The 12,454-nt window shown below is 58.0% G+C and carries 14 protein-coding genes and 1 pseudogene; 9 read left to right on the top strand and 6 right to left on the bottom strand.

The features are described from left to right. The first annotated feature begins 220 nt into the window (after positions 1–220). The 4 genes from HMPREF2928_RS08905 to HMPREF2928_RS08890 all read left to right on the top strand — a co-directional run bounded on the left by HMPREF2928_RS08905 (position 221) and on the right by HMPREF2928_RS08890 (position 3,952). A complete protein-coding gene (locus tag HMPREF2928_RS08905) occupies positions 221–1,255 on the top strand; it encodes an Abi family protein (protein WP_168165539.1) in 1,035 nt (344 codons plus the stop codon). Positions 1,256–1,688: 433 nt separating this feature from the next. Beyond that, positions 1,689–2,507 (top strand): transporter substrate-binding domain-containing protein, encoded by an 819-nt coding sequence (locus HMPREF2928_RS08900; RefSeq protein ID WP_049346550.1) that lies wholly within the window; start codon positions 1,689–1,691, stop codon positions 2,505–2,507. 28 nt (positions 2,508–2,535) lie between these two features. Next, complete coding sequence (locus tag HMPREF2928_RS08895) at positions 2,536–3,210, top strand: amino acid ABC transporter permease (RefSeq protein WP_049346553.1); 675 nt, start codon at positions 2,536–2,538, stop codon at positions 3,208–3,210. Then, complete coding sequence (locus HMPREF2928_RS08890; protein ID WP_005509186.1) at positions 3,203–3,952, top strand: amino acid ABC transporter ATP-binding protein; 750 nt, start codon at positions 3,203–3,205, stop codon at positions 3,950–3,952. Before HMPREF2928_RS08895 ends, HMPREF2928_RS08890 begins: the two co-directional genes overlap by 8 nt. Before the next feature lie 99 nt (positions 3,953–4,051). Here HMPREF2928_RS08890 and HMPREF2928_RS08885 read toward each other — a convergent pair whose 3' ends face one another. Continuing rightward, a complete protein-coding gene (locus tag HMPREF2928_RS08885) occupies positions 4,052–4,843 on the bottom strand; it encodes a trimeric intracellular cation channel family protein (RefSeq protein WP_070688066.1) in 792 nt (263 codons plus the stop codon). A 272-nt stretch (positions 4,844–5,115) separates the two neighbouring features. Between HMPREF2928_RS08885 and HMPREF2928_RS09170 the strand changes: the two genes are divergently transcribed. Next, a complete protein-coding gene (locus HMPREF2928_RS09170) occupies positions 5,116–5,289 on the top strand; it encodes a hypothetical protein (protein ID WP_162837467.1) in 174 nt (57 codons plus the stop codon). 97 nt (positions 5,290–5,386) lie between these two features. Next, positions 5,387–6,031 carry an L-alanine-DL-glutamate epimerase gene (locus HMPREF2928_RS08880; RefSeq protein WP_070688320.1) on the top strand — a complete coding sequence of 215 codons (645 nt, stop codon included), beginning with the start codon at positions 5,387–5,389 and terminating at the stop codon, positions 6,029–6,031. 141 nt (positions 6,032–6,172) lie between these two features. Here the strand turns inward: HMPREF2928_RS08880 and HMPREF2928_RS08875 are convergent, their stop codons facing one another. The 3 genes from HMPREF2928_RS08875 to HMPREF2928_RS08865 form a co-directional block, all read right to left on the bottom strand. Next, positions 6,173–6,496 (bottom strand): GNAT family N-acetyltransferase, encoded by a 324-nt coding sequence (locus HMPREF2928_RS08875; RefSeq protein WP_246823060.1) that lies wholly within the window; start codon positions 6,494–6,496, stop codon positions 6,173–6,175. 263 nt (positions 6,497–6,759) lie between these two features. Beyond that, positions 6,760–7,290 (bottom strand): alkylhydroperoxidase, AhpD family, encoded by a 531-nt coding sequence (locus HMPREF2928_RS08870; protein WP_005507263.1) that lies wholly within the window; start codon positions 7,288–7,290, stop codon positions 6,760–6,762. 3 nt (positions 7,291–7,293) lie between these two features. Further along, complete coding sequence (locus tag HMPREF2928_RS08865; RefSeq protein WP_005509190.1) at positions 7,294–7,875, bottom strand: peroxiredoxin; 582 nt, start codon at positions 7,873–7,875, stop codon at positions 7,294–7,296. Between the two features lie 223 nt (positions 7,876–8,098). Between HMPREF2928_RS08865 and HMPREF2928_RS08860 the strand changes: the two genes are divergently transcribed. Continuing rightward, on the top strand, positions 8,099–8,749 hold the full coding sequence (locus HMPREF2928_RS08860) for a GNAT family N-acetyltransferase (protein ID WP_070688318.1): 651 nt from the start codon (positions 8,099–8,101) through the stop codon (positions 8,747–8,749). 150 nt (positions 8,750–8,899) lie between these two features. Here HMPREF2928_RS08860 and HMPREF2928_RS08855 read toward each other — a convergent pair whose 3' ends face one another. Further along, a complete protein-coding gene (locus HMPREF2928_RS08855) occupies positions 8,900–9,217 on the bottom strand; it encodes an acylphosphatase (RefSeq protein ID WP_070688316.1) in 318 nt (105 codons plus the stop codon). 282 nt (positions 9,218–9,499) lie between these two features. Here HMPREF2928_RS08855 and HMPREF2928_RS08850 point away from each other — a divergent pair, with 282 nt between their 5' ends. Next, the gene (locus HMPREF2928_RS08850) at positions 9,500–11,083 is read left to right on the top strand and encodes a DHA2 family efflux MFS transporter permease subunit (protein WP_070688314.1); all 1,584 of its coding nucleotides are present in this window, start codon (positions 9,500–9,502) and stop codon (positions 11,081–11,083) included. A 154-nt stretch (positions 11,084–11,237) separates the two neighbouring features. Beyond that, positions 11,238–11,375, top strand: a pseudogene (locus HMPREF2928_RS08845) (C4-dicarboxylate ABC transporter substrate-binding protein); the annotation flags it as partial. Positions 11,376–11,550: 175 nt separating this feature from the next. Here the strand turns inward: HMPREF2928_RS08845 and HMPREF2928_RS08840 are convergent. Next, positions 11,551–12,159, bottom strand: coding sequence for a DUF1269 domain-containing protein (locus HMPREF2928_RS08840; RefSeq protein WP_044150839.1), 609 nt, complete (start codon positions 12,157–12,159; stop codon positions 11,551–11,553). Positions 12,160–12,454 lie beyond the last annotated feature (295 nt).

Below are 12,454 nucleotides of genomic sequence, written 5' to 3'. Positions count from 1 at the left end.
GGGGTGATTCCCGGGTGCGCCCCTCCTTCTTTGATGCTGACGCAGTGATATAAGCAACCATAAGATGACCAGGGAAAACACCCAGATTCCTTGAGAGCATGTAGCTCCAATGTTATTGTTGTAGTAACAGTCCCCCCTCCGCCTCTGATTCAAGCGCATCTCGAGGGGGTCCTTTTTTATGTTCGGTTCTACGGCGAACCGAGTAAGGAGAGCAGTGGTTGTGCCCAAGGAATCGTGCGTATTTCTGCCTTCAATAGAGGACCAGAAGGAATACCTTGTTGCTAAGAGGTATTTTCCTCAGGGAATAACCCTGAGCGACGATGACCGAGACATGCTTGCATGCTCTAATTTCCACTACCTTCTGGGGTACTTTCGTAATTACAACAAATACAAGAGCGAAGGGCTTCTACCCGAAAACCCAGGCATCTCGGATGTTTTAGATATTGTGCGTATGGATGTGAAGGTCTCTTCCCTCCTGTACGGGTACATGAGGCAGAGCGAACAAGCGATTCGAGCTGCATGGGTGGATGTATTTTGCACTTACCGTAGTCCCCATGAGTATCTCAACCCGGATGCATATCTCTGTATGGACCAGGACAGGCCAGTAGATGCGCTCATCAAAGATATGATGCGGCACATCCTGCGATACCGTGAGCCGTATGTTCGTGAGCGTATTGAGGAGTGGTGGAAATCCTGTGCTAAAAGTTCTTCTAAAACCCCCTCTGAAAACTTGGATGACTGGGAGGATGTTGGGGAGCTTCGAGAGATGATGCAAAAAGAGCTTCCCCTATGGTCTGTTGTTGATTCGTTTTCTTTGGGACTTCTCTCTCATGCAGTGGTCCAAAGTTATGCATCAGAAACCTCCGCTGACTCTGGAGATCCTGAAAAGATGTTGCTCTACAAAAAGACAGCAGAGCGTATGGGGGTGAACCATAAGCACTTTGAGGGCCGTCTTAGGTCTCTGACCACTCTGAGAAACCGCGTAGCTCATGGTTCTCGCCTCTGGATGATGCCGACGACCGACACCCCTGCAAAGCCCAAAATTTTTGCTAAGGACCTCCGCGAGGCGGACCCGAAAGGTATGTTGGTCAGCTTCGCTAACGTTGCTCTTTTGCAGGGAAACACCCGTCGTCAGAGGGAGGCGTGGAAAGCGATAAAAGCTTTAGTGGAGCAGGAGGAAAGCTACAGTATCGGGGTGGGATCACGGAAGATTTTTAACGTGATGGCCATTCCTGCCGCTGGCCTCGCATTATGATGCTGGCGTTCTCACGGGGCTAAGAGAGGGGCGTACCCGGGGTGATTCCCGGGTGCGCCCCTCCTTCTATGCCCGGTGTAGTGCCCGGCAGGGCATCCGGCGTGTTGGGGCGAGATTGAGGGCGCAGCATCGCCCCTAGTGGAGGGCAGTTCAGCTTTAAGGTAAACCTACCCTTATGTTCTGGGGTGCTGAGCCGGTATCCTAGTGTGGAGCCCGGCGGCCGGTACTCAGCACACACGCGTACCGACCGCCGGGTTTTCCTCTCTTGCAGATTGTGACGGAATATTACGTTGAATTCTTTCCCATCGGGAATAGCTGTACGATAGCCAGCGTTGCACCCGCAGAGAGGGGCACACCGCATGATGCCCCCGGGTTATCGCAAGGTGACAACCCGCACCTACAAGAGCATCGACTACGACGCAAAGGAAGAAACATGTCCGCAATGATTAACCGCCGCACAGTCCTCGCAGGCACCGCCTTCACCGGCCTGGCTGCACTGCTCGCAGCGTGCGGTTCGTCCAGCAGCAGCACCGCATCCAGCACCAACAAGCTGGAGGCTATCAAGTCTGCCGGCAAGATCCGTGTGGGCTTGGAGGGCACCTACCGCCCCTTCTCCTTCCACGACTCGAACGGCGCCCTGGTCGGTTTCGAGAAGGAAATCATCGACCTGGTCGCTAAGGACCTGGGCGTGACTGCAGAGTTCACCGAAACCCCCTGGGATTCGCTGATCGCCGGCGTGGACGCTGACCGCTACGACATCGTCATCAACAACGTTTCTGCAACCGACGAGCGTAAGCAGAAGTACGACTTCTCCGTACCCTACCTGTACTCCGAGCCGAAGGTCGCCGTGAAGAAGGATTCTTCCCTGCAGAACGTGAGCGAGATTTCCGGTCACTCCTCGGCGCAGTCTGAGACCTCGAACTTCCGCAAGATGGTGGAGGCGAAGGGCGCCTCGATCGTGGTTGTTTCCGGTTTCGACGAGGCTATCGAGCAGGTCCTCTCGGGCCGTGCAGAGATGACCGCGAACGACTCCGTGTCCTTCGCCGAGTACTTGAAGGAGCACCCGGACGCTAACCTGCGCCTGCTCTCCGGTGACCTGGGCACCGGCAGCAACTCCTCCATCCTGCTGCCTAAGGGCCAGGATGCTCTGCGTAACGCTATCGACGAGTCGCTGAAGAAGCACCTGGGCAACGGTGACATCAAGGCGATTTACGAGAAGTACGTGGGCGAAGACCTCTCCCCGAAGAACTAACACTCTCATAAGGAGCTGAGTTCCGCGCATGGAACGCTACCTCAACCTCTGGGCAGAATCACTGCCGCAGCTGCTGACCTCGACGGTGGCAGTGACCATTCCGCTATCGCTCATCTCCTTCGCGCTGGCGCTGCTGGTGGGCATCATCTCCGCCGGCGCGCGCACGAGCCGCTTCGCCCCGGTGAACTGGCTGGCCTGGCTGTATATCTGGGTTTTCCGCGGCACCCCGCTGCTGGTGCAGCTGTTCATCGTCTTTTACGGCCTGCCGAAGGTCGGTATTGCCCTGGACGTGTGGAGTGCCGCGATCATCACGATGAGCCTGCACACCGGCGCGTACGTGGCGGAGACGTTCCGTTCCGCGGTGGCGGCTATTCCGCGCGGCCAGTTTGAGGCGGCGGCAACCCTGAACTTCACCCGCATGCAGACCCTGCGCCACGTGGTCATTCCGCAGGCGGTGCGTATTGCTCTGCCGAACCTGGGCAACAACTTTATCGACCTGATTAAGGGCACTTCGCTGGTGTCGGTTATTTCGATGGTTGACCTGTTCCAGACCGGTAAGCAGATCGCGTCGCGTACTTTCGAGCCGCTGGCAATGTACTCCGAGGTCGCCATCATTTACCTGGTGATTTTCACTCTGCTGACCGCCGCGCAGTCGGCCCTGGAGAAGTACAGTAACCGTTACGTAAGGAGCAACAATGCTTAGCGTTGATTCCCTGTCGAAGAGCTTTGGCGACACGCAGGTGCTCAAGAACATCAGCCTGGACATCCCCGACGGTGAGACCACGGTGATTCTGGGCCCGTCTGGTAGCGGCAAGTCGACTCTGTTGCGTTGCCTGAACCTGCTGGAAACCCCGCAGTCCGGCACGCTCACCATTGACGACGCGCAGGTGGACTACAGTCAGAAGCTCACCGACGCGCAGGTGCGTGATATTCGTTCCCGTTCGGCGATGGTGTTCCAGCAGTTTAACCTGTTCCCGAACTACACGGCGTTGAAGAACGTGGCGCTCGCCCCGACCCTCAACGGCACCCTGAATGCTCAGCAGGCGCAGGAGCGTGCCCGTGAGCTGCTGGCTAAGGTGGGTCTTGCCGACAAGGTTGATTCCTACCCGGACGCTCTCTCTGGTGGCCAGCAGCAGCGTGTGGCGATTGCCCGCGCCTTGGCGTTGGAACCCTCCTACCTGCTCTTTGATGAGCCGACGAGTGCGCTGGATCCCGAGCTGGAGGCGGAGGTGATCCGCGTGCTGATGCAGCTGGCGAAGGAGGGGCGCTCCCTGGTCATCGTGACGCACAATATGGCGTTTGCGAAGAAGGTTGCGGATCGTATCGTGTTCCTGGAGAACGGTACCCTGCGTTATAACGGTGAGCCGGCCGGTTTCTTTGCTTCGGATGATGAGCGTATCCGTAAGTTCTTGACCGTGTACGACAGCACCGAGTACACGATTTAGGCATATTGCACATAGTAAATATGGGCTGGTTTCTGCCGGTCAGATAATCATCTGACGTGCGGAAACCAGCCCATATTCTATATTCAGCATATATTCGTTCTACTCTGAAGGCCTCTTCGAGCGGCGGTACTCCTCCAGCTGCTCAGGACTGACCACCTGTAGCTGGTCGGTGAGCGGATTACCCGGCGACCAGCCCTCATCCTGAACCGAGTTCTCTTCACGGTTGAAGAAGGTGAGCAGGCGGGGGCGGTGCACCTGCAGGCCGCCCGGGGTGGTCGGTAGCTGCCAATTCTTCATATGGGAGAGCACACCAAACACCAGGCACAAGATGATAGACAGCGCCATCGCCAGGTTAGGGCGGTGGAACAAGCCGGTTACCAGAGCGGTTTCAGAAGCACCCATAAACGCGACCGTTGCGTACAGGGAGTTACCACCAAAGATTGCCGGGATGCGGTTGACCATAATGTCACGGATAACGCCGCCACCGACCGCGGTGGTGATGCCCAACGCGATAGCGGGCAGCCAGTGCAGACCCAAGTTCAGGGACTTAATGGTGCCGGTTGCAGCCCAGCATCCCATGCCCACGAAGTCGACAACGAGCATGGTTCGGGTCGCCCAGCGGGCACTCAAATCGATGCTGTACGCAAGGATGGAAGAAACGATAGCACCCACCCAGTAGCCGCCGTCAGTGAGTGCCACGGGCAGTCCGGAGTTCAGTAGGATGTCGCGAATCATACCGCCGCCCATGCCGCAGGCGACCGCAAGCAGTAGGAAGCCCACAATGTCGAATCGGAAGGCGCGCGCCACAGCACCGCCGAGCAGGCCGTTAGCGACAACGGCGGCAATGTCGACGATGCGGAATACCTGATCCGGGTCAAAGAGCTCGTGCATGGGCGTTCTCCTGCGTACGTGATGCGTGTGCTGTGGGTACCGGTAGGGGAAGTGCGCGCAACGGGGGGGTCGGGTGACGACGTTATCACCGCATCCGGCTCTGTTTGCCTGTGCGCGTACCTGAACTGGCACCGATTTATTGTAGACCCGCCGCCGCCTCTGCTCCTAGTTGAAAGGTGCTCATGACGAGCTCTGAGACGTAACGGAGAAGCTTGTGGGCGCGTTAAAAGATGTGCGTAGAATGAGTGAATCTCCACCCCCAATGCTCTGTCATGATTGTTTCTGCGCTGGGTTCTTTCCAGGACGGTAGTGGCATCATTTCTTCGCTACTGTTGGCATTGAGCCCCCTGAATGCGGTGGAGTCTATGGCGATCATGATGTTTGCCGGTGCGGCGCTGTCGGCGCTCATGGTGTGGCTACCCTCCCATAAGCTGAGCGCTCGCTAAGCTGGGTCTAGACGAATACTGAAGGCATGTGGCCCGGTCGTTTGATAGACCGGGCCACATCGCAAATCGTTATCTGCGTAAGGTGAAAGGAGCCGCCGTGACGGTATCGCGTGACGAAGTTTTCGAAATCCTGCGGGGCGTGGTGCCCCGCCTGGAGGAGGCGCTTCCCGGCTGGTCGGTGCGTCCCAACATCACGGGTACCGGCGCGGTGGGGCTCTATCTGGACGGCCCCGCAATCTACCGGGACGGCGAGCCCCTGACCGGCGTGAACGCCGAAGGTGAGCCGGTCGTTCGGCACCTGTGCGGCACGATTCAGACCGCCGACCGCGGCCTGCCGCAGGAGCTCGGGCAGGTGCGCTACCAGTACATCCTGGGCGTGAGCGTGGCGGAGCACGAGAGCGAGTATCCCGAACTGGCCGACCTGGCGAGCGTGGGGGAGCCGAGCTGGGTTCCTGCGCTGAGGGCCCTGGAGGTGCTGGTGGAGTCCAAGGGCTGCGAGGCGCTGTTCATCAGCCGCGGCGGGTACGTGCCGGGTCGCCGCGCCCTGGGTAAGCGCCGTGTGGCGCTGCGGCGCGAGTTCTTTCCGGGTAAGCCCTGGCTGGGTTTGGGCACGATTGACTGGTGTGCGGGCGTGCGCTCGACCCCGGTGTACGCCGAGGATCTGGTGGCTCTGGTGGCCGCGGCGACGCGCCTGGCGAGTAGCTGGGATGCCGCCCTGCGCACGGGCTCGGCGGGCAGCTAAAACATAAAACAAAGCGGCGCATCCGACCCGCAAAGGGGTGGACGCGCCGCTTGTTTCAAGCTCTAACGCTTAGTGGGTTTAGCCCAGTGCCTCAGCCAGCTTGAACGAGTCGAGCCGTATCAAGCCGCATGCGATATTGCCTTATCGATAGCATGCAAGGGTGATGCATCCTGCTGCCTCTACGGGGGCGTAACCGTAGCGTTTGTAGAGCGCAACGGCGTGTTCAGTACCGACGTCGGTAGTAATGAGTCGCTGTCGAATGTCTTCTCGGTCAAAGTCCTCAATGACACGCTTTAGAAGCGCAGAACCAATGCCCTGTCGTTGGGCGTGCGGATGCACTAGGAGGTCCTGAATGTAGGCGATAGAGTGTCCGTCCCCGACGGCGCGGACTAGCCCGACGAGCCGTCCCGTTCCGTCCGTGGTTGCCTCTCGTGCGGTGTAGAGATACCGCGATCCTTCCACCATCGGGACGAGACGTTCGGGTGTTTTGGTATAGGCACTCCATCCCACAGAATCGTAAAGCTCAGTAAGTTCTTCCACGCTGGGAAGGGGGCTGGTGGAGTCCAAAATACAGTACCGCATACAGGCATTGTATAGCGCCAAATCGGGGGAGTTTAGAAACTTCTGCCCAACACGCTGCTGGGCTTGAGGACATAGAGGAAGCGGCACATCCGACCCGTAAAGGGGTGGATGCGCCGCTTCTGTGTAAGCTCTAACGCTTAGTGGGTTTAGCCCAGTGCCTCAGCCAGCTGAATGCCCTGTGCCACGCCACCGAGGGTTGCAGCAATACGGATCAGGTCGTTGACCTGCTCCTTGGTTGCGCCCTCTTCGCGCAGGGTGTGCTCGTGAGCCTCAACGCAGTGGGAGCAGCCGTTGACTGCGGACACTGCCAGAGCGAACATCTCGAAGTCCAGCTTCTCAATGCCACCGTTCTTGCCGATGATCTGCATACGCAGGTTTGCGCGCTGGTCATCGTATGCACCGTTCAGGAAGCCACGGGTGCGGTAGAAGATGTTGTTCATGCCCATGATGGATGCAGCACCCAGAGCAGCCTCGTAAGCGGTGTCGCTCAGGTGCTCCTTAGCCTCTGCAGCAATCTCAACAACAACAGAGTCAACCTTGGTTGCTGCTGCGGTTGCGAGGATTGCGCCCCAGAGCTGCTGCTCGGTGAGAGAGCTAATGCGGGGCAGGGAGGACAGGTTGAGGTTCATGTCCTTCGCGTAGGAAGGCAGAGCCGAACGCAGGTTATCGATGCTCATGGATTACTTCATCTCCTTGAATGCGTCGATGGTTGCTGCACCCTTCTTCCAGTTGCATGCGCACAGCTCGTCGGACTGCAGTGCGTCCAGCTGGCGGAGCACCTCGTCGGTGTTACGGCCGACGGAGTCAGCGGTAATGGAGACCGACTGGATGGTGTTGTGGGGGTCGATGATGAAGGTTGCGCGGTCTGCAACGCCGTCCTTGTTCAGGATGCCCAGTGCTGCGGTCAGTTCGCGCTTGAGGTCGGATGCCATGACGATGGGCAGGTCCACGAGCTCTTCGTGGGAGCGGCGCCATGCGTAGTGGGTGTACTCGTTGTCAACGGAAACACCGATCACCTGGGTGTCGCGTGCCTCGAACTCGTCAGCGAGCTTGCCGAATGCTGCAATCTCGGTGGGGCAAACGAAGGTGAAGTCCTTCGGCCAGAAGAAGACGACGCGCCAGGTGTCTTCGTCCAGACCCTCGGAGGAGACGGTGGTGAAGTAGTCTTCGGGCTTGGTTGCTTCGATGTCAGCCAGCTTACCGGGGACAACGCCGGTGAGCTCGTATGCGGGGAACTGGTCGCCGATGGTCAGAACTGCCATAGTGTTCTTCTTTCTGCTTCGTGCCGCGCGGATTCGTTGCGCGGCGCTTATTCTTACTGCCCAGTGGGCGGGCTCGATAACTATTTTATTATGAATAATTCATAATAATCAAGTGATGACGCATTAAAACAGAAGTGTTTAACTATGATTTGCATCACCGAGTATCCTGGGGTGCCCACAAAAGCTTTTCCGGCGCAAAAACCTGAGGGTTTAAGCTCGAATCATGACCCCCGAACACAGTGCCTTCTCAGAACACAGCGACTTCTCAGAACACAGCGAACATGCAGAGCCCAGCCAGCCCGAACTCATTACCGAACGCCTCACCCTGCGCCACCTGCGCGAGGCGGATATCCCCGACATCGTGGAAGCCTGCCGCGACCCGCAGATGGTCCGCTTCACCCGCGTACCGCTAAACTACACGCGCGCTGACGCCGAGGACTCCCTACTCACCACTGCCCGCCAGATTGCTGCCGGGCAAATCCAGCGCTGGGCGATTGACGCCTCCGGTGTGTTCGCGGGGAGTATCGAGCTGCGCCTACCTGACGGCACCCCCGAAAGCCCCGGAACCCGCGCCGAACTGGGCTATTACACCGCCCCGAAGGCGCGCGGCAGGGGCTATATGACCGAGGCGCTACGAGCCGTCCTCGGCTACGCTTTCGACCCGCTCGGGCTGGGTCTCGAGACTGTCCGCTGGACCACCCTGGCGGGTAACGAGGCCTCCGAACGTGTGGCGGTTAAAGCGGGTTTCACCGGCATCTACGACGATATTGACCCGAACTCCGGCCGCCCCGACGAGAACGGTCACCCGGTGCAGCATCGGGTGCGCCGCGCCGATATGACCCGCGCGCAATTTGCGGCGCTCTGGGCTCACTAGGCTCTGGGGCTAACTAAGGCTTTAGGGCAAACTGGCGCAGTGTTCTGTGGAGAACCGAGAAACTAACCCGCGCATAGCAAAGGGCGCGTCGGGCGTCTCCTCACAGCAAGGATGACGCCCGGCGCGCCCTACATAAAGAACGGGGGACTATTACCGAATGCCGAAGCCGCGGAACGAGCCGCTCGGCTCCTCCCACTCGACGAGAACCTCATCCACGCGGCCCGCGGTGTCGCCGCCGCGCAGAATATCTACCAGGCGAGCGCAGGAGACGGCGGTACCTTCCGCAACGACTTTCACGCGCCCGTCGTCGAGGTTTTCGGCGTAGCCGGTCAGCCCCATGGGCTTGGCGGTTCCGGCGCACCACCAGCGGAAGCCCACGCCCTGCACTTTGCCGCTGACGAGGGCGACGAGGCGGATTTCGGCGGGTTCTGCCGGGGTGCGGTCGGTGAAGAAATCAAAGAAACCCATGGGTCCTCCCGTGGTCGTCTCGTTGAGGGTGGTTTGATGGGGGTGAGCGCCGGTTGCGGCGCCCGGATTAGCTTTATAGCTTCAGTCTAGTGGGTTCAGAGTGCTTCGGGGTGGCATCAGGGCGCCTGTTGCCTGGTTGCCTCGCGCACGCGTCGTGAACAGCTGAATTAGGGTAGAGCAACCGAAGCCGCGCCCTGAAAAGGAGTAACATTAGGGGCATTCACTTAGCGGCAACGCCGAACACACAGACATCTACCCGCAACGCTCATCCACTGGAGGATCATGAGTTCCCGCCCCAAGAAAGCGCCTCTCGTCGGTAACCCGGCGAAGACACCCTACAAGCCCTGGCCTGCTCTCTGGTCCCTGGTTGTTGGATTCTTCATGATCCTGGTGGATGGCAATATCGTCACCATCGCCCTGCCGCACATGCTGCAGGATCTGGATGCATCCCTGTCGGCGGGTATGTGGGTGACGAGCGCCTACCTGCTGGCGTATGCGGTGCCGCTGCTCATTACCGGTCGTATGGGTGACCGCTTCGGTCAGAAGAACCTGTACATGATTGGTATGGGTATTTTTACGCTCGCCTCCCTGTGGTGTGGTCTGGCGCCGAATGTTGAGTCGCTGATTACCGCCCGCGTGGTGCAGGGTTTGGGTGCGTCGCTGATGACCCCGCAGACCATGTCTCTGATTACGCTGATGTTCCCGCCGAATGCGCGCGGTGTCGCCATGAGCATTTGGGGTGCGACTGCGGGTATTGCCTCGCTGGTTGGCCCGATTCTGGGCGGCGTGCTGGTGGATACCCTCAGCTGGGGCTGGATTTTCTTCATCAACATTCCGGTTGGCCTGGCCGGCCTGTTCCTGGCGTGGCGTAATGTGCCGGTGTTCGAGCAGAAGAAGCACAGCTTCGACTGGTTGGGCGTGGTGCTTTCGGCGGTCGGTCTGTTCCTGCTGGTTTTCGGCATTCAGGAAGGCGCCACCTACGACTGGGGCACCATCACTGACTCGTTTATGGGCACCGGTATTGCGGTGAGCGTGTGGGGCCTGATTATTGCCGGCATTCTGGTGCTGGCGCTGTTCATCGGGTGGCAGGCTATTAACCCGCGTGAGCCGTTGGTTCCGCTGAGCCTGTTCAGTGACCGTAACTTCTCCGTGTCGAATGTGGCTATTTCCGCTATGGGTGTGGTCGCTATCAGCATGGCGTTCCCGCTGACCCTGTACCTGCAGCAGGTTGAGGGCCTGGACCCGACCCAGGCTGCGCTGATGACTGCGCCGATGGCGTTGTTCTCGGGCGTGTTGGCGCCGGTGGTGGGTGCGCGTCTGAACCGTAACGACCCGAAGTGGATTGCGGTAATTGGTTTTACGCTGATGGTTGTTGGTTTTGCTCTGCTCCGCCCAACGATGGTTGCGGACGGCAACCTGTGGCTGATGGTTGGCCCGATGATTATTCTGGGTGCGGCGAATGCCTGCATTTGGGGTCCGCTGTCGGTGTCGGCGACCCGTAACCTGCCGCCGCAGCGTGCCGGTGCCGGTTCGGGCGTGTACAACGAGACCCGCCAGATGGCGTCGGTGCTCGGTTCGGCTGCGATTACCACGATTATGGCTTCTGCAATTACCTCGCACCTGTCCGCGTTGGGCCCGGCCGTTGCAGCGGGCGGTAGCTCTCACGGCGGTGCTGGAGGCGGCGTACTTCCGCAGATTCTGCGTGAACCCTACGCGGCGGCAATGGCGGATTCCATGATGCTTCCGCTGGTTGCTGCGGCAGTGGGCGCAGTCGTGTGCCTGTTCTACGCCTCCAAGAAGGCCTCCGAGGCGAAGGGTGCCGCGCAGAACGCTGGGGCAGAGTCTGAGGCAGAAAACACTAAATAGAGGCTTATCAGAGCGCTTTTACGGCATAAGCGGTGCATAACCTGAGATATGGTGCTATACCGGAGAAAATCTATATGCACTCTGTGTATGATGAAGCGGGTTATTGTTGCCCTGAGGTGTTGAAACCTCGTGAGAGCGCAATAACCCGCTGTAGAAGGACATCTTCGTGGAGATGGATTACATGCCCGGCCTGCTCGCCAGCGAGGAAGAGCTCGACCGCATCACCGAATCCTTCGCCCAGCTTCCCCTCCGCAACCCGAACGGCACCACCGGCATCAACATCCACCTGGAGAAAGAGAGATGGCTAAAATCCCCACCTTGAGTTTGGTATTTTTGCCATTGTCTTCCTTGATTTGTTCAAGATCTTGAGCCAAAATCCTCACTTCCTCTTTCTAAAATCTAGTTTTTAAAAAAATAGGCTATCTACCAGAAGTAGATAGCCTATTTTTTATGAGATGCTTGGGTGCTTACGCTTTCAATTTGTCAAACTTTGCTTTGACATTCGCCTTGAATTCTTCAAGCTTAGCCTTGCGTTCGGCTTTACGTTCAGCCTTCATCTGTGCACGCGCCTGGTTGTAGAGGTCTTCTTGGACTTGCAGAGCTGCTTCGATTTCGGCTACGACGGTTGCTACATCCCAACGCACGATTTGGGTGTCGTACTTGGTGAAGTAAGCATCGATGACTGCTTCGTTGTCTTCTTGCACCAAGGCAACAACGGCTGTTTCACCGTTAGTCAATTTTTGAGAAACAACGTCAATCAGGCCAGCTTCTGCCGTATCAACGGTAGCACCAGCAACCAAACCATTGAGGCTACCAATACCATAACCAAACAAGACGCCGATAGGACCACCCAAAAGCCCGATAACTGCACCGAGCAAGCCACCTTTTAGGGTTGCATCCGTCGTTGAATCTTCAAAATCATAGCGTTCTTTTTCAACGATATGACCGTTTTCATTTTTGACCAGGGCGATTTGAGCAACCTTGGTCGTCTGAGTTTGGCGGAAAGCCTTCAAATCCGCAAAGGACTGATAAGCTTCGCTTTCGGTGTTAAAGACTGAAATTACTAGGTTTTCCATAGTTGGTACCTCGTTCCTAAAGACTATATATACATTGTAATACAGTTCTCTTTTTTTGGGAACTACTTTTTGCGACAATTTACCTCGGCGGCAGCCGATAGGCTGAGCCCGAAAGCAAAGGGGCCCGGCATCCAATATGGATGCCGGGCCCCTGGTGTTTTAAATTCGCTGTCTTAGCGGCTCATGCCCCTTAGCGGGTAATGGTCGCCGAAGCAGTCAGACCAGAAATGTCCTGGTAAGCTACGCCTCGGCGGGCTCGTCCGGGGTTTTGTCGGCGAAGAGATCGAAGAATCCC

Origin of the sequence: Rothia sp. HMSC072B04 (assembly GCF_001813725.1) — a bacterium.
GTDB classification, from domain to species: Bacteria; Actinomycetota; Actinomycetes; order Actinomycetales; family Micrococcaceae; genus Rothia; species Rothia mucilaginosa.
The sequence above is the reverse complement of the archived record's forward strand: the minus strand, read 5'-3'. Positions and strand labels throughout refer to the sequence as shown.